The organism is Teredinibacter purpureus (assembly GCF_014217335.1).
Lineage (GTDB): Bacteria > Pseudomonadota > Gammaproteobacteria > Pseudomonadales > Cellvibrionaceae > Teredinibacter > Teredinibacter purpureus.
On record NZ_CP060092.1, the window covers coordinates 161,618 to 183,721 of the forward strand.

Sequence of the window (22,104 nt, forward strand, 5' to 3'; positions counted from 1 at the left end):
GGCTTCCATCTTCGCAAACCTCAGACTTACAGACTCATCCTATGAAAGAACTCTCAGACATCGGCCTAGTCGGCCTCGCCGTTATGGGCGAAAACCTGATTCTTAACATGGCGAACAAAGGTTTCACTGTTACCGCCTACAATCGCTCAACCGCAAAAGTCGATGCCTTTATGGCAGGCCGCGCCCAAGGCAAAAGCATTCGTGGCGCTCACTCTGTTGAAGAGCTAGTTCAATCTCTCGCCAAACCACGCAAAGTTATGCTGATGGTAAAAGCCGGTGCCCCAGTCGACGCCTTTATAGAACAATTACTGCCGTATTTAGACGCTGGCGATATTATTATTGATGGCGGCAATACCCACTTCCCCGACACCAATCGCCGCGTAGAGCTGTGCGAAAGCAAAGGTATATTATTTGTAGGAGCGGGCGTTTCCGGTGGCGAAGAAGGCGCGCTTACAGGCCCCTCTATTATGCCCGGCGGCTCGAACGCAGCGTGGGAACACGTCAAGCCCATATTCCAAGGTATTTCTGCAAAAGTTGAAGATGGCACACCCTGCTGTGATTGGGTGGGTGACAACGGCGCAGGTCACTTCGTTAAAATGGTACACAACGGTATCGAATACGGTGACATGCAGCTTATTTGCGAAGCCTATCAAGTGATGAAAGATTTACTCGGTATGAGTGCCGACGACATGCACGAAGTCTTCGCTGAATGGAACGACGGCGAACTCGACAGCTACCTCACCGAAATTACTCGCGATATTCTTAAAGTCAAAGACGAAGACGGCGCTCCACTCGTCGACAAAATCCTAGATACCGCCGGCCAAAAAGGTACCGGCAAATGGACAGGCGTCGCCGCACTAGAAATGGGCGTACCTTTAACGCTTATCGGCGAAGCCGTATTCGCACGCTGCCTTTCGGCACAAAAAGAAGAGCGTGTTGCAGCCTCTAAAGTTATTTCTGGCCCAACGCCTAACTTTACTGGCGACAAAAAAGCCTTTATCGAAGACTTACGCAACGCCTTGTTCGCGGCAAAAATTGTTTCTTACGCACAAGGCTACGTACTGATGCGTGAAGCGGCTAAAGAATATAACTGGGAATTAAACAACGGCGGTATTGCATTAATGTGGCGCGGCGGCTGTATTATTCGTTCAGCCTTCTTAGGCAATATCAAAGAAGCCTTCGACAACAATCCACAACTGGCTAACTTGTTGCTCGACCCTTACTTTCAGCAGCGCGTTGAAGCCGCCCAGCAAGGATGGCGTAACGTGGTCGCGGCGGCCACTATCAACGGTATTCCAGCGCCTACATTAACCTCGGCGCTTAGCTATTTTGACGGTTATCGAACGGCCCGCTTGCCCGCTAATTTGCTGCAAGCGCAACGTGACTTTTTCGGTGCTCACACGTACGAGCGCATCGATAAACCACGCGGTGAGTTCTTCCACACCAACTGGACCGGTCGCGGCGGCAATACCGCATCGTCTACTTACAACGCTTAAGCCTTTAACCCATTCTGGGTATCGCCTTACTAAAAACCTGCACCCTCTCGGGTGCAGGTTACTTAGAACACATCCTCTTCGTGCTTACCCCCTCGCTACGCGCACAACATTTCTACAATGTCTTGACCCGCAGGTAAACAGTCGACCGACACATCACTTTTTTAAAAAAACATTCAAGCCAACTTAACACGCGCAAGCGTTACAGAACTGTTAGTGGTAATTGAATAGACGCACAAAAAAACTATTTAACATTATTGTTTTCGTGCTTTTATGCATTGTTTAAACATAAAAAAGGATTACTAGAACCTTATCGACCTAAGTAGCCCATCAACCATTCCATTGCTGGACGTTTCTGGCCGTTACCTTCAACAAGGCCAATAACATTTGGGTGCGCATAGAAAATAGGGGCATGGTTTGCATGTACTGCAACTGTGTTTGGTCATTAGTGGCTTCGATATCGTGTTCGGAGATATACAGCGGCAAACCCAATATTGGAATCAAGCCCAACTTGTCTTGAATTTCTTATGCTGTCAATTCCTGTGAATAGTACAAACTGTGCGACTGCAAACCAAGCGCATTAATAACCCTTCCTCATATCGAGGCTCCACCTGTGTCGAGAACTGAACCCGTATTGCGGCACAACACCCACAACCAATACCCTCCTCCAGCCAACACAATCACCATGAGCAAGAGCGCTACAGATGCATACCGCCAATTTCCGCCAAGCAAAACCAGATCAATAATATTAACGTTTGTCTCAATATCCACTGGCCCACGCCGCTCCCCCCCAAACGAAATCGCAAGAATTTGGTCCAGCTGAAAAGCCTGATTTGATAGCGGTATATTATTGGCATCATGCCACCAAACGGGTGTGCGCAAGTCACTCAAATTAATCTCAACACTTGTCCAGCGGTTGGAGCACGAAAACCAAGACGTCGACACACGGTAGGAATGGTAATCTTCGGGGAGGGTATGGTTAGGCTCGAACAAACGGAGGTTAAACGACAACACATTCTCATGTGCGCACTTTACTTTAAACGCTACACGGGAGTATTCACTGAGGTCTAGCAACCGCTCCGCGCGCTCAAGCTTATCAAAGGCCATAATAAAATCTGCGTAGGGGTATTGCCCACTAGAGCTAAGCGTATAGGTAAAATCCAAGCCATAAGTGGCTTCGCCAACAGCAATAACAGAAGCCCCTCCGTCACGCTGATCGTTATGGATAACCGCGTCCCATGACGCAAAGCTATGCGGTGCAGGCAAAAGTGGCCCTCGCACTTCAGCAAACACCCAATACATGTAGCCTAAGAGCACCTCTAACGCTATTAGGCCTACCAAAACCCCACGGGTTTTTCGATGTTTACCGAGCATTTATGCGCCTTTTCAAAACATTACTCCAAAATCAAACCGGCCTTCATTCGCGAGCCCAACCACAAGACCTGCCCTTTCAAACCTCTTTAACAAATCTTTCCTGACGAAATATCATACAACGATTCATGCGCCATCGACAAACTCACCCTCACAAATAAACCTACGCCCGCGCGCGCCCAAGAGCCAAACCCGGAATTCGCTAAGTTCACGCTTGGATAAAACCCGCTCAAGGCATGACAGCCCTCACGCAATTCTGGCACAATCTTTCCCGCACCCACTAACCTCAGAGTTATCCATGCAACTGTACTACAGCGCCACATCCCCTTTCGCCCGTAAGGTCAACATGATGCTCCACTACACGGGCCAAATCGAAAACACCGAATTGGTGCTCACCAATTTTGAGAGCGACGAACTGCGACGGCTCAACCCGTTAGGTAAAATTCCCGCCCTAGTCGACGGCAAAACCACCTTGGCTGATAGCCCCATCATTTGTGAATATCTTGACGAGCACTATGAACAAGCCGGTAATCGTAGCGTTTTTCACTGTGGTCGCAGCTCCTACTATGCCGTGCAATCAGCACACGCCCTTGCCGACGGTTTAGTGCAAGCCGCCGTGAATATCGTATTTGAAAATAAACGTACAACCGAACCCTCCCAATACTGGATTAATCGCTGGCAATTAGCCGTAGAAACCGCCGTTAAGAATGTCGATTTAAAAACCATTGGTAGCGCAAGCGATGTCAATATTGCGACCATTGCGACCATTGCCGCCTTAGGCTATTTGGATTTCCGGCTCGATCATTACTTATGGCGACAGTGGAATACCCCATTAGCGAACTGGTTCGACTCCTTAAAAAGTGAACCCTGGGTAACGGCCACAACCCCCCACCAATAAAGGCTTTAACACAAAACGCCAGAACTGAACGGCCCAGCTATACTGAGTAAACATAGCCAATTACCGTTTAAGAGTCGCCCGCCTAATGCTCAGCCAATATCTAAAACAGCTTTTTTCCGACGACAGCGCTTCCGAAAATCAAACCACCGAAATCGAAGCGCTGCATAAAAAAGTCGCCCGGTTAGAGGCCGAATTAAACCTTGCGCAAAAAATTAAAACCGTCGCCGACCTTCAACGCAACAATCTCGAAAAAGCCATGGAGGAGCAAGAAGCGCTGCAAAAGCTGTGGATGTCAACGGCAACCACCATTTCCGATATTCGCGGCACCATGGCCGCAGCGGCTTCAGAGGCCCATGAGCACAAAGAAAAACTCACCGAATCGTCTATTAATTACCATCAAGTCAAAAATATTATTAGCGCTATCGCCACAGCATTAGGCGAAATGGATATCAAAACCAAGCGTGTTGCCAGCGGCGTAACCGAACTAGCGACCATTGGTGCCGAGATAGAAACCTTTGTGTCTCAAATTAAATCTATTTCCGATCAAACTAACTTACTGGCTCTTAACGCCGCCATCGAAGCCGCCCGCGCAGGAGAGCAAGGCAGGGGCTTTGCCGTAGTCGCCGACGAAGTAAGAGCGCTCGCCAGTAAATCGGCACAAGCCTCACAAGAAATCACCCGGCTAGTGTCTACAATTACCGACAAAACTGCCGATGTTTCGTCCTGTATTGATGAATCTGCAACCACCAGTAACGCGCTATCGTCCTCCACCAATGAAGTGGCCAGTATCGTTGATGATTTTATCGGCCTAGCTAATACTATGGCGCTGTCAATTTCTGTCTCGGCGGATAAAAGCTTTATTCAAACGGTAAAACTTGACCACGTTGTGTGGAAAACCGATGTCTATTGCCGATTTTGGTCAAATGATTCAAGCACCATCAACGACTTAACCGACCACAATCACTGCCGCTTAGGTAAATGGTATTACCAAGGTGAAGGCGCAAATCGCTATAGCCGTTTGCACTCATTTAAGGCCATAGAAGAACCCCACACGCTAGTCCACCAATACGGCATTACGGCCCTCCAATACACGCACGATAACGATAACGTTACCGCGCTTAAAACGCTGGAAAAAATGGAATCTGCTAGCGAACAAGTACTGGGCTACCTAAACACGTTAGAGACCGATATTACCGCCCAACACCAACGAGATTTTTCCTCATCGAACCAACCACAGGAAGTGGATTTATTTTAATATTTACCTACAACACCTTACCCATATTTCATTAGCCGCCATAACACTCGCAAACGCTTTCGTATTTGAGCGACACTTGTAATACACTCTGCCCCATGAGCCGAATCCCCCAAAGTTTTATCGACGACCTTCTCAACCGCCTCGACATTGTTGAGGTTGTAGACCACCGTGTAAAACTCAAAAAAACGGGTAAAAACTACGCCGCCTGCTGCCCCTTTCATGACGAAAAAACCCCGTCATTCAGCGTAAGCCCCGACAAACAGTTCTACTACTGTTTCGGTTGCGGCGCCTCCGGTAATGCCATCGGCTTTTTAATGGAATACGAGCGCCAAGGCTTTGTCGACGCGGTTGAAAATCTCGCCAAAACGGCCGGCATGCAAGTGCCACGAGAAGAGACCACCGAAAGCCGAGAACAGCACTTCAAACAAAAAAACCTCTACACCATTCTCGAAAAAGCGAGTGATTTCTACCAAGCCCAACTCAAAGATAACCCTAAGCGTGACCCTGCGGTTCACTACCTACAAGACCGCGGCCTCAGTGGGGCCATCGCAAAACAGTTTGGCATGGGCTACGCGCCGCAAGGCTGGGATAACCTACTCATAAAATACGGCCTCACAGAAGAAGATATAGGCCTACTTGTAGACAGTGGCCTCGTCATACGCCGCGACGATAACAACAAACTCTACGACCGGTTTCGCCACCGTATAATGTTTCCCATCCGCGATACCCGTGGCCGTGCCATAGGCTTTGGTGGGCGCGTACTCGACGACAGCAAACCCAAATACCTTAATTCCCCCGAAACAGATGTGTTCCACAAAGGACGCGAACTTTACGGTTTGTACGAAGCTCGCCAGAACACCCGAAACCTCGAACAACTGTTAGTAGTAGAAGGCTACATGGACGTCATTGCCCTCGCGCAATACGGCATAAACAATGCTGTCGCCACACTGGGCACCGCCTGTGGTGAAGATCACCTCAAATTAGCCTTTCGCTACGTTCACGAAGTTGTGTTTTGTTTTGATGGCGACAATGCCGGTCGCAGCGCGGCCAAACGCGCGCTACTCAACTCTCTTACGAGCATGGAAGATGGTCGCCAAATAAAATTCCTGTTTTTAGCTGAAGGCCAAGACCCAGACACCTTAGTCAGGCAAATCGGGACTGAGCGATTCCTAGAGCAAATTAAAACCGCCATCCCATTGGAAGACTTTTTGTTTGACGCAACCGCTGAAGGTATAGACATACACACCATGGACGGACGCGCACGTTTCAGCAAAGTGGCAGCACCATTACTGAACAAAATTCCCCTAGGTGTCTACCGTGAACTAATGTTCACCAATTTAGCGAAACGTACAGGGCTGAGCAGCGCCACAATCATGGAGCTAACGGCCGAAAAAGTGCAACTGGCGAATGTAGCTCCCACAGACACGCCCACCACTCTACCAAACGAACCCTCGCCGCCATCAACCAGCGAACAACCACCCGCAAACGACACTTACGCGAATAATGAATTGCACCCTGGCCTGCCACCGGCCGAACCCGAAGTAGACTATGAAGCCGAATACGGCAGCTTATTCCAAGGCGAAACTCCCGCAGTAGGCCACCCACCCAGCGGCCCCTTCCGTAAAAAAACGAACATCACGCTCAACCCCGTTACGGCCGCAACCCTACTACTGCTGGATAACCCACCGCTACTCCAGCAACTGACCGAAGAACAACAACTCACAACCCAGCCAACAGACGATGTAGAGTTGCGCCGCCTATTCAACCTCATCGAATACCTACACACGCGCCCCAACAGCAACTTCAATACCTTGCTGGGTTTTTGGGGTGGCGCCTACGGCATAGACGCACAACAAGAACTCGCCCAAATGCTGGCAACACATGAATTAACCCGCAACACCTCCTTGGCAACGTTCGAATCAACTAAGGTGCTTTGCCACGCTTTCGACAAAATCCGACACCAATACTCCACCCAAGACCTCAATCGAGAACTTGCCGAACTGAAAACGAAAGGCTTAAAAAACTTAACGGCCGACGAAAAAGATCGATTCAGGGCTCTCATACAGTCCTATAGACCCAAAACAAGTACCGATTCTTGATCTTAATCTCAGCTATGCTCAATTTGTCGTACTGATTACAACCGAAATCGTTGATATTCTAGATAGCAACCCCATATACCGGTATAATCGCCGACCCTCCAATATTCACACTTAATAGATGTCGCAGGAACCTTAATGAGCGAACAGGCCCAAAAGCAGTCTCGTATCAAAGATTTGATCAATAAAGGCCGAGAACAAGGCTACCTTACATACGACGAGGTTAACGACCACCTTCCCGACGACATCTCCGATCCGGATCAGGTCGAAGACATCATTCAAATGATCAACGACATGGGTATTCGTGTATACGAAGTCGCACCCGATGCCGATGAATTGTTAATGAACCAAGCGGAAGGCAGCGCCGATGAAATCGCCGCTGCAGAAGCCGCCGCCGCACTCGCAGCCGTTGAAACCGAAGCCGGCCGCACCACAGACCCTGTGCGCATGTACATGCGAGAGATGGGCACCGTAGAGCTACTCACTCGCGAAGGCGAAATAGCCATCGCGAAGCGCATCGAAGAGGGCCTACGCGAGCTTATGCACGCGCTCGCCTACTGGCCCGGTGCCGTACAAAAACTAATGACCGAATACGACATGGTCGAAAAAGAGGAGCGCCGCCTTAGCGACGTCATTAGCGGTTGGCTAGACCCCGCCGACGAAGTAGCCGCCGCCACTCCCGTCACCCCTCAATCGGCAGCGGACAAGAAAGAAAAAGAAAAAGAAAAAGCCGAGAACGGTGACGATGACGAAGAAGAAGCGAACACCGGTATCGACCCCGAATACGCCAAAGAACGCTTCGACGAACTCCGAGATCAACTGGCCAAAACCGAAGCCACCGTAGAAAAGTACGGCCGCGAAAGTAAGCAAGCCGGCAAAGAACTCGAGCAACTGGGTGAAGTCTTCAAATTCTTCAAACTACCCCCTCGTCAATTTGACCCCATCTATAACTACGTACGCCAAGTGCTCGCGCGCATTCGCGCAGAAGAGCGCGAATCTATGCGCTTATGTATCCGCCTAGGCGGCATGCCACGAAAAACCTTTATTAAAGAGTTTCCAGGCAACGAAATTAACGAAGCCTGGATCCCAGACATTGTTAAGAAAAAACGCGACTACTCAGAAGGCCTTCGCTCGGTTCAACCCGATATCCTGCGAAGCCAGCGCAAACTTCAACAGATTGAAAACGAAAGCGACCTAGAACTCGCAACCATTAAAGAAATTAACCGCCGCATGAGCATCGGCGAAGCTCGTGCTCGTCGTGCTAAAAAAGAAATGGTAGAAGCCAACCTACGTTTGGTTATCTCCATTGCTAAAAAGTACACCAACCGCGGCTTACAGTTCCTCGACTTAATTCAAGAAGGTAATATCGGCTTAATGAAAGCCGTTGATAAATTCGAATACCGTCGTGGCTACAAATTTTCGACCTACGCCACCTGGTGGATTCGTCAGGCCATTACTCGCTCTATCGCGGATCAGGCCCGTACCATTCGAATACCGGTACACATGATCGAAACCATCAACAAGCTCAACCGCATCTCTCGCCAAATGCTTCAGGAAATGGGCCGCGAGCCTACCCCCGAAGAACTGGGCGAACGCATGGAAATGCCAGAAGAAAAAGTACGTAAAGTACTTAAAATTGCTAAAGAACCCATCTCCATGGAAACCCCTATTGGTGACGATGAAGATTCACACCTAGGGGACTTTATCGAAGACATTAGCATAACGTCGCCAGTGGAAGCCGCCACAGGCCAAGGCCTAATGGAAGCAACCAAATCCGTACTAGCGGGCCTAACAGCGCGTGAAGCGAAAGTACTGCGCATGCGCTTCGGCATTGAAATGAACACCGACCACACGCTAGAAGAGGTCGGCAAGCAATTCGACGTAACACGTGAACGAATTCGTCAAATCGAAGCCAAGGCACTACGCAAGCTTCGTCACCCAAGCCGCTCAGATCATTTGCGCGGCTTCCTAGACGAGTAATCAATAAAAGCAGTAGTTTTTACTGAAGCGGCGCACTATAATGCGCCGCGTTTTGGTTAAAGATGAAAGCATTTCATCACCCAAAACAACGTACCACACCGGTTACACACCGGATTTTTGTTTGATAGCAAGGCGCGCCGCCAATAAGGGAATGAACATACTCCGGTATGCGATTGACCGAAACGAGGACGCAACAGAACTAGCGGACAAAAAAACAAGTTCAAGGGCCTTTAGCTCAGTTGGTTAGAGCATCCGACTCATAATCGGCAGGTCCCCAGTTCAAGTCTGGGAAGGCCCACCATTTTTACTTTATAAATCAACGTGTTATAGAAAATATTCGTTTTTTCTAATTCACTCAGGGTTCAAAACTACGTAACCCTACACCCTCCTACAATTTCGACTCTCATATTAGCAACAATAGAATATTTTTTTGGGGTTACGCTGGGGTTACAACAGCACAACAACCATCTTCAAATATTTTGGGCTTGCCCGCGTCATATTTTCGCTTCATTTTTACTTGCAACAGCTAACATCTCCAAGTACAAACTAAATAAGCAACTGGCTTGGACACCAAACATGAAATAGGGGGCGTCATGGAAATTGAGATTAAGCATTGCAACAACATTGATTCAGCGAAGGTTTCACTAAGTGAAGGCAAGTTAAATATAAAGTTTGCCCCAAACGGAACAGGGAAAAGCACAATTGCCAAAGCAATACTGTTCAGCGCATCCGGCGACAATGAATCATTGGCTGAGCTAATCCCCTTCAAGCTCCGAGGCGAAAATTCGGATGACCACAGCCCAGAGATAACCTGCACGGATCACATTGACAAAGTAATGTGCTTCAACGAAGACTACGTCAGCCAATTTACGTTTAAACCTGAAGAGCTTCTCAGCAATAGCTTTGATATTTTGATTAGATCTGACTCATACAAAACGACCGAGCAAGAAATTGAAGACATAGTTCAAACGATGAAGCAATTATTCACCAACAACCCTAAGCTGGAGGAATTGATATCAAACCTTAAAGAGCTTGGCGGTGCGTTTAAACTAACAAAATCAGGCTTATCAAAATCTTCCACTGGAATGAAGGGGTTGTCAGGGGGCAACAAAATAGAGCACATCCCCTTGGGACTAGAGCCATTTCAACCATTTATCCAGAGCCCAAGTGGAGTAAGCTGGATCGACTGGCAAACAAAGGGCTGTAAGGAATATTCAGAAATTTCCGATAGCTGTCCCTTCTGCTCAGCAGACTCAGCAGAAAAAAAAGAACAAATTAAACAAGTAGGGAAAGAATACGATAAAAACGTCATTAAGAATTTAGTGGGAATCATCAATATAATTGAAAAATTAGGAGATTATTTTTCAGACGATACCAGAGAAAAATTAGCCGCCATCACTTTACTAAAAGACGGACTTGATAAAGAGCACGAAGCATTTATCGTCAGTGTTAAAGCCCAAATTGACAATCTAATAGAAAAGCTAGAAAAGCTCAAATCGCTTTCAGGATTTCACTTTAAAGACGGCGATAAGGTGGCAGAAAAATTACCTTTTTACAAATTAGATCTTCAGTTTTTCTCTGAACTGAACTCAGAAGCAACGCGAGAAGCGATAACATCACTAAACACCTCCATTGACGGCATCATAGACAAAGCTGGCGCCCTTCAAGGTAAGATCAACATTCAACGCAAAGAAATCAACAAGCTTATAGAAAAGCACCAGACAGACATCAATAGTTTTCTAGCATACGCAGGCTACCGGTACAAGGTTGAAATTACTGGAGAAGAAGGTCACTCTCAGCTAAAACTACTACACCTTGACCACAACCAACATCTAAGCGGAGGTAATCAGCACCTCAGCTTTGGAGAAAGGAATGCTTTCGCTATTGTGCTATTCATGTATGAGTGCTTAGCCAAAAAGCCAAATTTAATCATACTAGATGATCCCATATCGTCTTTTGATAAAAACAAGAAATTCGCCATTCTAGAAATGCTCTTCCGGCGGGATGCATCGTCGTGCCTCAAAGGGAAAACCGTTTTAATGCTGACACACGATGTAGAGCCGATAATCGACACACTAAAGTCCGTAAAAAAACAGTTTAACAATCAAGTTAAAGCATCGTTCCTACGCCTCAGTGGTGGTCAAATATCGGAACAAATAATCGGCGAAAACGACATTAAAACATTTGCTCAAATATGCCAACATGCGATGAATTCACAATGTCACGATATCGTAAAACTTATTTATTTAAGACGTCATTATGAAATTCTGGATGATAAAGGCGATGCATATCAGGTTCTATCTAATCTTTTTCACAAGCGTGATAAGCTAATTGACACAAGGGAGCCTAAAGATGAAAACGAGCAGTCACCAGAAATGGAAGCCAGCAAACTCATCCGGGGTACAACCGAAATAAAAAATATTGTGGAAGCGTTTGACTACAATACTGCTCTCGAGAAAATGCAGAACCAAACAGATTTAAAAGCTTTGTATCATGAGCTTCAAAATGGATATGAAAAACTACAGGTCTTTAGGCTCTTTGGGATTGACGTTAAAAACTCTGTTGTTCAAAAATTCATCAACGAAACTTATCACATCGAGAATGAATTTATTTGCCAGCTAGATCCGTCTCAATTTGATCTAATCCCTGAATATATTATTGATGAGTGCAATAGTTTTGCAGAAATTCCTGACCTCTAACGAAATGACACCAAAAATATAGAATGTCAACTTAAATGACTTCATGCTATCCACCACTTCTGAATATCAACACACCGATCCGGGTCAACCGGATCGATCAACTCCATAAATGTAATTGAGTTTAACCCTGTCCTACCGGAAAAGCTGTCAAGCAACACACTCAACCTAGAAAACCTCGCCTTAAATTCGTGTTGATCAATGGAAAATTCGGGGAAGTGACTGTAGAAAACTTCCCCTATTAGATTAATCGTTTTCTCAGACTTAACCTCATTGGAACCCAGAAGCGACGTTTCGACTGATTAAATCCAATGCCACTAGCAATGTTTGCTCAGGGTCTTCAATACCTCGACCGCCCCACTTACTACCTAACTTTTCATCCAATAACCCATCAATCAATTTACGAGTTGTTAGCCTCTCCATTACGCCACCGAAAGAAAGGACGCCCACAGATCATTGTTACTGACCATGCAGATGGCCTCACGCTCTCTAACGGAGTGCTGTTTGAATCTCTCGTAAACGGCAATAGGTGGCGGACACGCGGGTTGATCCATCCAGTACAAGAGTAAACACACTCAATTAAGAGCGTGGGCATGAATGGCAGCGATAACAGCACCAAAATCATACTTTCCTTCCGCTTCGGTGTTCGGCCTTATTTCCGCAAATGCGAATGGCTTTGCCAAGGTGAGTAATTACGCCTAACCATCGATAATATTTTGGTCGGCTGGGCTTGTAGTGCAGGTGTCTAACCCGACGATATCGACATATTGCTCGTCAGGATACAAGGCAAATTCTCCATATAACGACTAGATATTAAATCGCGCAGGCAAAAAAAACCTCCATTAATCTAAATGAAGGTTTTTTGCAGCGTTAAGCGTTCACAGCATATTTTAACTCATCACGCTAACGCTAGCGGAGGGCGCTCGCCTACAACGTTTTATTATTGATGATGTAATACGCCTTGCGCTCGAATGTCCTCGCTTGAGACACCAACATAAATATTAAAGTTGCCCTGTTCAACTAACCAACCGTTGGTTTGAATATCCCAAAAAGCAAAATCGCGAGGCTTCAATTCAAACATTACCGTTTGTGATTCCCCCGGCGCGAGTGTAACTTTTTTAAAGCCTTTTAATTCTTTTATCGGGCGCGCAACGCTAGCGACCGCATCCCCCAGATACAGTTGTACTACTTCGGCACCCGTTCGTTTGCCTGTATTTTTAAGGGTGACGCTGATAACCGTTTTTTCTGCATTTGCGTCTACGACTTTAGGCACTGATAAATTATCGATGTCGAATTGCGTGTAAGAAAGGCCGTGCCCAAATGGAAACTGCACCTCAATACTCTGCGCCTCAAACCAACGGTAGCCAATAAAAACACCTTCTTTATACAGTGCGGTATTGTCATTGTAGTCGTCGAGTTTTATCGGTGCTGTATCGGCGTATTGTTTTGGTAACGTTATCGGCATTTTTCCTGCTGGGTTTACAGCCCCCGTTAGCATACGCGCATAAGCATGGCCGGCTTCCATTCCGCCATACCAGCCCCAAACCAACGTACTTATGTCATTGGCCCACGGCATTTCTACCGCTGAACCGGCGATAATAAATACCGTGGTAGTCGCATTTGCACGATGGAGCGCCGTAATAACCTCGTCTTGATTGCCCGGTAGGCGCATGCTTTCTCGGTCGTGCCCTTCTCTATCGTCGCTGTGACTAAGGCCACCAAAATACAACACTAAATCAGCCTTTTTTGCCGCCTCGGTATACACGGCTTCGCTCACAACCTGTATGCCGGGCGCGTCCCAACCTAGCGTAAAATAAGTATTGCCGTCGTACTGCAACTGGAAGGTATACGCTTGCCCTGCGGTTAAATTAAGCGTTTGCGATAACACTTTTTGGCCGTCTGTATGCCAACTTGCCACCGACTCTCCATCCACGTGTAACTGCGCATGCCCACTACCGTGAAACTTTACGATATGCTCACCACTTTCTATGGGCACAAGTGTAGCTTCAAGCGTTAAATATTGGGTGTCGGTATTGTGCGCCCAACGCTTACTAGATTGTGGCCACTCAGTCACATTCAACGGTTGCTGCCGTTCAGCATCTTCAAACGAAATTACGCGCCACACGGGTGTGCCCGACCCGCCATGACGTGTCGAGATGTAATCGGCTGGAATAGGTTGCAGTGTGTCGCCAGTGCCTGCTCGTAAATAAACAATATTAACGTCATCGCCCAATAGCGTTTGCAATCCCTGGAGGGGTGTAATCTCGTAATTTGATTTTACCTGAGAAGAGCCGCCACCACGGCCATGGGGTAGATTGGCGTTGGGCCCCATAACAAGAACATTTTTTAAGGTGTCTTTTTGAAGGGGCAATAATTGCTGATCGTTCTTTAGCAAGACTATGCCTTGCTCTGCCAATGTGCGTGCCGCCCTATGGTGTTCTTCAGTATTCCGTAGCCCTTCTTGCCGCAGCGGGTCCATCATGCCTACGCGCAACTGCAAGCGTAGTATACGTCGGACTTTCTCGTCGATTATGGCCTCAGGAATTTCGCCCTCCTGCACCTTGGCCAAAAGAGGGGCCGCAAAATAATAATCGTCATAGTCCTCTACGAGCGTTCCCATTTCTAGGTCGAGGCCATTCATTGCCGCATCGACTGTATTAATATCTACATGCCAGTCGGTTAGTAATACGCCATCAAACCCCCAATCTTGTTTTAAAATTCCATTCACCAAGTGGGCGCTTTGATTAGCATTGGTGCCGTACACTTTATTGTAAGCACCCATTACGGAATAAACGCCGCCCTCTTTTACCGCAGCCTCAAAGGCGGGTAAATACACTTCCCTTAATGTACGTTCGTCTGGTTGCGCATCAACGCCCCACCGATTAAGTTCTTGAGTGTTTAGCGCATAATGTTTAACGCAGGCCGCTACATCGTGTTGTTGAATCGCGAGAATTTCTGGTACGACTAGTTGCGCGGCCAGAAAAGGGTCTTCACCAAAGTATTCAAAATTACGCCCATAGGTGGGCAATCTCGCCAAATTAACACCCGGCCCCAGAATAATGTCTTTATTCCTATGTCGCGCTTCACGCCCTAATACGGTGCCGTGTAGCGTTGCCATAGCCGGATCCCAACTCGCCGCTATAGCCGTTAATGGTGGGAGATAGGTTGCGTAATCGGTATCCCAATCAGCCGGTGCCCAACTGTGCCGAGAAATTTCATGGCGAACACCATGAGGGCCGTCGCTTAAGTGCATTTCTTCAATACCTAAACGTTCTACCCCTGCCACCGTGAATTTACTATTCGCATGAAGTAAGGAGATTTTTTCGCTTAAAGTTAGCGCTGCTAGTAACCGCTCTACCTCTTGCTCAATGGCGGCAGGGGTCGTTTTGCTAACACTGCTCGGCATTACAGCCAATTGAGAGGTGCTTAATGGTTTCGATAAAGTCATGGAAATAGGAGAACAACCTGTAAAAGTAGTCAATACAATACAACCAACCAATAGGAAGGAAAACGTTTTCATGGGAGATCCTTTGTCGTAATGATATGGCGCCGATGGTTCTTATTATATCGACAGCAACCAACACTGAGGGGCGTAAAAAAATAACTATAGCAGTACGCATGTCAGCTTTACGGCAACGGCATCCACTCAAACAGGTAGAGACAATTGCGGTTTAGCGATTACGTTTAGAGGGGCTTAAGTAAGAATAACGAACAACGCCTTATGGCATTATAACGCTGTAGGGAAAAACTATGGGTAGCCACGCGGTATGGAGTACCGTGACAATAGCGTTCTTCTCTCTTGCCTACCCCATTAATTCCGGCGCTGGCAAACGATAATGAGAGTAAAAACACTTATTGTCATGATGGAACAATTGGCTAATCGATAAACGACCGCGCATTAGTTACCGCTTTCGATAAAAAACACCGTAAACAAGTAAAGCAATAATGGCCAATACTAACGCTAGCCCTAACATAGCCCATGCATTCATCCGCTCTTTGGCTTCGCCGCTAGAGGAGACCTGAGCCGAAAAGTTAATGGCGCCCTCTGTCTGCGCATACGCCGTATTTACCGCTGCGCGGGGCGTTGCTGATTGGTTGCGTTTCATCTGGGCTTTTGCTTCAGCTTGCTCGTCTAGCTCATCTTGTAATTGACTATCCATGCTGGCGGCGTCTACGGGCGCTTTAGCGGGCTGCCCCAAATCAAATAGGATATCGTCTGCGATATTGGCATTCACAAAGGGCTTAACAGCCGCGAGTTCTTCTTCTGTATGGGCTCGGGTAATTGAGTCTTGCACCTCCATCACCAACGTAACAGAATCAAGCGGAATACCGTCAACGGGGTTCAACACATCTTCGCTAACCGCGTCTTCATGAGCGTACTCGCTTTCTGTGCGTCTAAATTTAATTGTGCCGGACATTTCATGAGACATCACTTCTTCAAGATTGTAGCCCTTACCCGCTTCGATAATCCCATCTTCTGTTTGCATGAGCATTTGGCCTCGCTCATTATAGGTTAAGCCATCAACCAACCTTAAGCGCCCAGTGCTACACCCAGCGAGGGGACAACCATATTCAGTATTACCCGCAACAAAAAGCAAATCACTTTCGCCCTTGTCGAATAGCGGCAGGTGGGGCAACATTAAAAATTTTGTTTCATCTGATGGTCCGCCAACAAAACGTAGCGTAACGGTGTTTTCCGCAGTAGAACCTTTAAGGATATTATCGACGCGATAAGTCACAAATGTATGCGGGATGCCGCCTGAGCTATCGGTCGGCAGCGATTTTTTGTATTCCACATTGATAACTTCGCCTGAGAACACTAATTCCGACTCTTTCGACAGACCATCTAAGTCGTACTGTGCCTGCTCTTTGTGCTGCTGGGATCGAACAGCCGCCACTCCGCTTGCGGCTTTCAGAAAAATCGCGGGAATCAACACTATCAAACAAATTTTTCTAAAAAAACTCATAAATACATCTCGTCTATAATAGTAAACATGGGCCCTAAAGAGCCCATGTATTCATACCTTAAACAACCCTTTAGTAAGTTCGGATACCTACGTAAGTTGCATTGTTCGTTTCTGACTCTTCAGAAAGAATATTGCCATCATCGATTCTTACACCAAGGTAGTAATCTTCATTTACCGTTAAATCCGAAGGAATGGTAATAGTTGATTGACGAAGTGAAGGTGACGCGTTACGTACAAGCACCATAGGCTTAGTTCGAATCAAGCGGTCGCTTGTGGAAATAAACGCGTTGGTCGAGATATAAAACCCTGCATCTATATACTGCGCGTTCTCACCATTATTTTCAAAACTAAATTCTACTTTATACGTTGATCCAGGCTGCACATCGTAAATAGGTTCATCATCAACCCAAGTAGAGGCCACAACAGAACCGCCCGTTGTAAATAAACGGGTTCGACCGTGGGTAGCATAGCCACCACTTGATCCCGTGTGTCTCCAATGATTTACAGCAAGATCTTCAATATTACCGCTGTTCGCACCGTACATATCGTATAGCGCGGTAGAGGCATCTTCACCAAGACCAGGGTAAACCAGGCTACCATTAGTTGTGGTATAAGTTCCGCCACCCATAATGCTAGCAACGCTCGTGGTGTGATCAAGCCCCATGGTGTGCCCAATCTCGTGCAATGCAATCAACTGGAAATTTTCTTTACTGCCGCCATAAGCGAGATTGTGAGCCTTTGAATTAGATGCGGTGTAGTCAACCGTATTCAAATAGCGCATATCCGCTTCATCAATTTCACACGTACTGGAATCACCCCAGAACCAAGCCTCGGCGATAAAGCCAGGATTTGTCATGACGCTCGACCACCAAACTTCACTTTGATTGTTATTAAATGACATGCTCGTATCACCATAACTTAACGAATAGCGAAGTGGGCTTGGGTTTCTATTGGCGATATCAACGGCTTTACCCAGGGCATTACCCCAAGTACTACCGCTATCGAATTCTACGTCTTGCGCGCTAATCGTTACGGCATTAGTGCCCCACTTCCACTCCACACCCGGTGAACACTCAAAAGTCTCGTACGCGAAGGAAAACGGACTAATCAGCGCTAACGAAACAACGGAAGGTAAAAGATACTTTTTCATAAACCACCTTAATTTAACGTGTTAACAAAATTAGGCAGAATCGTATATGAATTATATTATTCATACTATTAAGAAAACAAATTTGTGAGACGCATGAAGCATTTATAAGATATAAATATTATATTTATATCTAGCCCCGCATTTCTTACAAAAAATCAATATTTATCTATAAAAATGCAACATTACTACGGTAGCCTATTAATAAAAAAATAATAAATTTTTAGCAGAAACAATTTAAACAAGGTAAACCAGCCACTCAATACACTTGAACCGTCGCGCTATTCACGTGCTGCAAACGAGGCAGACATTACCGTGCCCATTTCATTGTGAAAACGCATTGCGGTACAAAGGGATGAATCGGGTTCGGAACTTTGGGCCGCTGTACTGACAATGGCAGGGTTCTATTCCAACTGCAGAGCCAATGGCATATACACCTAACGTGACAAGGGAGAGGGATTAAGACGGTATTACGTTCAATCCCTCCCGCTCCCCCACCCAATTAATGCCGTGCTCTATCACTAGCGGGCTATCCATTATCATTGTTATGGATTGGGAATCACCGCATTGGCGCGCATAAAGAGAGCCGTAATGCGTGGAGTAAAAAACTGCACCCTTCGGTTATGCATTGACTTATCCATAAAGGCGCACAACACTCTAAGAAGTAGCCTATTGTCTTTCATCAACACGCCAAGTAACCAAAGGATAAAAAATGAAGGAGATTGAAACGCTCAACAGCACCGTGGTATACCGCAACAAATGGATGACCGTTCGGGAAGATTGCATTCAACGGTCTAGCGGTCATCAGGGTATTTTTGGTGTCGTAGAAAAAACTGATTTTGTCGTTATTATTCCCGTCGATAACGATTATATTCATATTGTTGAACAGTACCGATACCCCGTAAAAGCGAGATTTTGGGAATTACCCCAAGGATCATGGGAGGAAAACCCCAAGGCCGATCCAGCGCTGTTAGCCGCGGGCGAACTACAAGAAGAAACCGGGTTGCTATCACGCAACATGCAGTACATTGGCCATCAATATCTCGCCTACGGATATTCAAATCAGGGCTATCATATCTATCTCGCAAAAGACCTCGTACGAGGCGAGCAAGCGCTAGAAGCCGAGGAAGAAGGCCTTGTCTCAAAAAAAGTGACTATCGAAGAATTTGAGCAAATGATTCTAAGCGGAAAGATTAAAGATGCTACTACCGTAAATGCCTATAATCTTGCAAAACTAAAAGGCGCCATTTAATAGCAGTATTTTATTGTTGATGGTAGGGCGTTAACGAGAGGAACACCATAAGCTCTCATGTAACACAAACAAGCGCTACTACTATTAATTGTACGTTGACAGGCCATATGCATTGTGTAAAATGCGCCCAACTTCAACACAACACAGGAGCACTCACTTATGACCATTTTTTACGGACACCAACTTTAAACCCTTCGAGTGCTTAAACTGGGAGGTTATTAACACACCTTCCACGTCAGTTTTTAAAACCCTGACAGGGAAACTTGTCAGGGTTTTTTTATATTTTTAGGTTGTTAAAAACAACCCTTTAAATTCTCCGAAATTACTGCGCAATACTGGAAGGAAAAACATATAAACGCCTTAATTCGGCAGGTAATACTGTGCGCCTTATTTAGGCAGAAGGATTCATAATGCCCATTAAAATTGAACTCAATAAAAAAGCAAAAAACGGTATTAAACCCGTCAAAATATATACCCGAGATATCGATAACCTAGCGATGACGCAGCTAAAAAACATCGCTCAACTGCCCATCATACATTCACATATTGCCGCGATGCCCGACGTGCATGCAGGCGTTGGGGCAACTGTTGGCTCTGTAATACCAACGTTAAACGCCATTATTCCGGCCGCTGTGGGTGTGGACATTGGTTGCGGCATGATTGCCGTTAAACTGTCCCTTCGTTCTGCACAATTACCGGATTCACTTTCGGCTATTCGTGCTGCCATAGAACGTGCTATACCGGTTGGCTTAGGGGCGCACAAAACAATAAGCATCCGCGCGAGCGCCTGTAAAAAAATTGAGAACTCAGTCAATACACTTTTTGAAAAACATCCTGAATTATTAAAATTGCAAAAGAACGCGCACCAACTATGGGCCAAACAAATGGCTACATTAGGCGGAGGCAATCATTTTATAGAGATGTGCATTGACGAATCGAAACAAGTTTGGCTAATGCTGCACTCCGGTAGCCGAGGCATTGGCAATAGTATCGGGCGTCATTTTATTCAGTTAGCCAAAAAAGATATGCAGGGTCACTTGCACAACCTGCCCGACAAGGATCTCGCTTATTTTCAAGAAGGTAGCCCGCATTTTAACGACTATGTAAACGCGGTTAATTTCGCGCAGGACTATGCCCGCCTGAATAGAGAGGAAATGCTAAAACTCGTACTGGCTGCAATATCGCCGTTAGTACCACCGTTCGTGTTAGAAAAAAAAGCCATTAATTGCCACCATAATTACGTAAGCAAAGAGCACCACTTTGGCGCCGATGTTTACGTCACGCGTAAAGGTGCAATTCATGCAGCAGAAGGAAAACTCGGCATAATACCCGGTAGTATGGGGGCCAAATCCTATATTGTACGCGGTAAAGGTAATACCGATTCCTTTTGTTCTTGCTCGCACGGTGCTGGCCGACGCATGAGCCGAACTGAGGCCAGAAGACGATTTAAGAAGGAGGATCTATTAGCGCAAACACTCGGAGTAGAATGCCGAAAAGATAAGAAAGTAATCGACGAAATACCCGCCGCGTATAAAGACATAGATGAGGTGATGTCAAACCAACGTGATCTAGTAGACGTAGTACATACCCTAAAACAAGTGCTCTGCATTAAGGGATAAATAATCAACAAACAAAAGGCGCTAAGATGGCCAAATTAAACAAACCCCGAAATTTACACGCCTGCCACCCCATACTGAAAAAAGGTGGCGTACACAGAAAATCCAAAAGCGGTAAACGCGCTGCGGCCAAACACGAAACTCGCCAAAAATCGAGTGAGTGGCTTGGCCGCTCTTCTTCTCTATAAGCCATTTAATTTATAGCGTACAGCGCTTTACGCTACCCCTCTACTACCCCTATTACTACAATCCCTCTAGTACACACCTATTAAACCTCTAGTACGCCGCTTGCTATTGCAGCACCCTGCACAACCATCCGTTAATCGGCTTGGCTTATGCACGATGGTAACTATCCCGCCCTTTAGGCTATAAAACCTGTTGTACGTTTCCTATTTATGCCGTGGATAGGTATCCTTATACTCTACGGTGGCGAACCCGCCCTTTATCGTAGCTTTTTTTGACAATAATACTGACTACACCTAACAATATCCGGACGGTAGACAATGGAGCGAAATATGGAAACCGAGCTGCAACAAATCAATGCTATATACCAACTTATCACTAAATTTTTAGTCGATTATAGCTTCCAGCTCGTAGGGGCCATTTTAGTCTTTCTGCTGGGTTTGTTTATCGCCGGAAAAATAGGTAAAGCGGTGCAACGATTTGCGGAATCTCGTGGAGTTGATATTACCCTAAGCCGTTTTATTGGCAGCACCGTAAAAATGATTTCACTGGTGATGGTTATCATCATTGTTCTCGGGAAACTCGGCATTAGTGTTACCCCTTTTGTGGCCGCGGTCGGCGCACTAACCTTTGGTGTAAGCTTGGCAGCACAGGGGCTAATTTCGAACTACGGCGCTGGCGTTAATATAATTATAGGTAGACCTTTCGTAGTTGGCGATACCATTTCCATTTGCGGTGTTAGTGGTGTTGTAACAGAAGTTAATCTTGGCCATACCCTGCTTATTAACGAAGACCACGTCACCATTACCATCCCAAACAAACATATTATTGGCGAAATTTTACATAACTCTAAACAAGAATCATTAGTTGAAATGTCGATAGGTGTTGCTTATAGCAGTAATATGGACGACGCTGTTCGCGTGATTACGCAGGCGATTAATGAGAGCGAAGGTTTCAGCTCTACCACGCCCCCAATAGTAGGCATAGAAAATTTTGGAGACAGTAGCGTTAATATTGGTATTCGTTACAAGGTACCAACGGCCTCGTTATTCAACGTTCAATATCAGGTTAACCGTAATATTTTCACCTCACTACACGAGGCCGACATTAACATCCCTTTCCCTCAAGCCGAAGTACGCATGCTATAACT

Annotated in this window: 16 protein-coding genes and 1 tRNA gene; 11 read left to right on the forward strand and 6 right to left on the reverse strand. The window is 46.3% G+C overall.

The genetic code is table 11. The features are described from left to right. Positions 1-41: 41 nt before the first annotated feature. Positions 42-1,496: a decarboxylating NADP(+)-dependent phosphogluconate dehydrogenase gene (gene gnd / locus H5647_RS00640; protein WP_045855599.1), complete on the forward strand. Its 1,455-nt coding sequence runs from the start codon at positions 42-44 to the stop codon at positions 1,494-1,496. 327 nt (positions 1,497-1,823) lie between these two features. Here gnd and H5647_RS22030 read toward each other — a convergent pair whose 3' ends face one another. Together H5647_RS22030 and H5647_RS00650 are read right to left on the reverse strand one after the other, a co-directional pair. Further along, positions 1,824-1,997 (reverse strand): hypothetical protein, encoded by a 174-nt coding sequence (locus tag H5647_RS22030; protein WP_236074715.1) that lies wholly within the window; start codon positions 1,995-1,997, stop codon positions 1,824-1,826. A 90-nt stretch (positions 1,998-2,087) separates the two neighbouring features. After that, complete coding sequence (locus tag H5647_RS00650; RefSeq protein WP_045855601.1) at positions 2,088-2,867, reverse strand: carbohydrate binding domain-containing protein; 780 nt, start codon at positions 2,865-2,867, stop codon at positions 2,088-2,090. A gap of 295 nt (positions 2,868-3,162) precedes the next feature. Here H5647_RS00650 and H5647_RS00655 point away from each other — a divergent pair, with 295 nt between their 5' ends. From H5647_RS00655 to H5647_RS00680, 6 genes are all read left to right on the forward strand, one after another. Beyond that, complete coding sequence (locus tag H5647_RS00655) at positions 3,163-3,762, forward strand: glutathione S-transferase (RefSeq protein WP_045855602.1); 600 nt, start codon at positions 3,163-3,165, stop codon at positions 3,760-3,762. A gap of 85 nt (positions 3,763-3,847) precedes the next feature. Continuing rightward, entirely contained in the window at positions 3,848-5,017 is a 1,170-nt protein-coding gene (locus tag H5647_RS22355; protein ID WP_045855603.1) for a methyl-accepting chemotaxis protein, read from the forward strand. Positions 5,018-5,112: 95 nt separating this feature from the next. Then, positions 5,113-7,116: a DNA primase gene (gene dnaG, locus H5647_RS00665; RefSeq protein WP_045855604.1), complete on the forward strand. Its 2,004-nt coding sequence runs from the start codon at positions 5,113-5,115 to the stop codon at positions 7,114-7,116. Between the two features lie 135 nt (positions 7,117-7,251). Next, positions 7,252-9,093 (forward strand): RNA polymerase sigma factor RpoD, encoded by a 1,842-nt coding sequence (rpoD, locus tag H5647_RS00670; RefSeq protein WP_045855605.1) that lies wholly within the window; start codon positions 7,252-7,254, stop codon positions 9,091-9,093. A 224-nt stretch (positions 9,094-9,317) separates the two neighbouring features. Then, positions 9,318-9,394, forward strand: a tRNA-Ile gene (locus H5647_RS00675). A 292-nt stretch (positions 9,395-9,686) separates the two neighbouring features. After that, positions 9,687-11,792 carry an AAA family ATPase gene (locus H5647_RS00680; protein WP_045855606.1) on the forward strand — a complete coding sequence of 702 codons (2,106 nt, stop codon included), beginning with the start codon at positions 9,687-9,689 and terminating at the stop codon, positions 11,790-11,792. A 267-nt stretch (positions 11,793-12,059) separates the two neighbouring features. On the opposite strand, the gene H5647_RS22045 is transcribed toward H5647_RS00680, so the two are convergent. After that, a complete protein-coding gene (locus tag H5647_RS22045) occupies positions 12,060-12,212 on the reverse strand; it encodes a hypothetical protein (protein WP_236074717.1) in 153 nt (50 codons plus the stop codon). Here H5647_RS22045 and H5647_RS22380 point away from each other — a divergent pair. Next, complete coding sequence (locus tag H5647_RS22380) at positions 12,197-12,358, forward strand: DUF3732 domain-containing protein (RefSeq protein ID WP_408034017.1); 162 nt, start codon at positions 12,197-12,199, stop codon at positions 12,356-12,358. The genes H5647_RS22045 and H5647_RS22380 overlap by 16 nt on opposite strands. 371 nt (positions 12,359-12,729) lie before the next feature. On the opposite strand, the gene H5647_RS00690 is transcribed toward H5647_RS22380, so the two are convergent. From H5647_RS00690 to H5647_RS00700, 3 genes are all read right to left on the reverse strand, one after another. Further along, positions 12,730-15,309, reverse strand: coding sequence for a beta-glucosidase (locus tag H5647_RS00690; protein ID WP_082086910.1), 2,580 nt, complete (start codon positions 15,307-15,309; stop codon positions 12,730-12,732). Between the two features lie 382 nt (positions 15,310-15,691). After that, positions 15,692-16,756: a hypothetical protein gene (locus H5647_RS00695; protein WP_045855607.1), complete on the reverse strand. Its 1,065-nt coding sequence runs from the start codon at positions 16,754-16,756 to the stop codon at positions 15,692-15,694. Between the two features lie 70 nt (positions 16,757-16,826). Next, on the reverse strand, positions 16,827-17,906 hold the full coding sequence (locus H5647_RS00700) for a matrixin family metalloprotease (protein ID WP_045855608.1): 1,080 nt from the start codon (positions 17,904-17,906) through the stop codon (positions 16,827-16,829). Between the two features lie 709 nt (positions 17,907-18,615). Between H5647_RS00700 and H5647_RS00705 the strand changes: the two genes are divergently transcribed. From H5647_RS00705 to H5647_RS00715, 3 genes are all read left to right on the forward strand, one after another. Then, positions 18,616-19,155, forward strand: coding sequence for an NUDIX domain-containing protein (locus H5647_RS00705; protein WP_045855609.1), 540 nt, complete (start codon positions 18,616-18,618; stop codon positions 19,153-19,155). A gap of 410 nt (positions 19,156-19,565) precedes the next feature. After that, positions 19,566-20,774 (forward strand): RtcB family protein, encoded by a 1,209-nt coding sequence (locus tag H5647_RS00710; protein WP_082086911.1) that lies wholly within the window; start codon positions 19,566-19,568, stop codon positions 20,772-20,774. A 512-nt stretch (positions 20,775-21,286) separates the two neighbouring features. Further along, the gene (locus H5647_RS00715) at positions 21,287-22,102 is read left to right on the forward strand and encodes a mechanosensitive ion channel family protein (RefSeq protein WP_052691778.1); all 816 of its coding nucleotides are present in this window, start codon (positions 21,287-21,289) and stop codon (positions 22,100-22,102) included. Positions 22,103-22,104 lie beyond the last annotated feature (2 nt).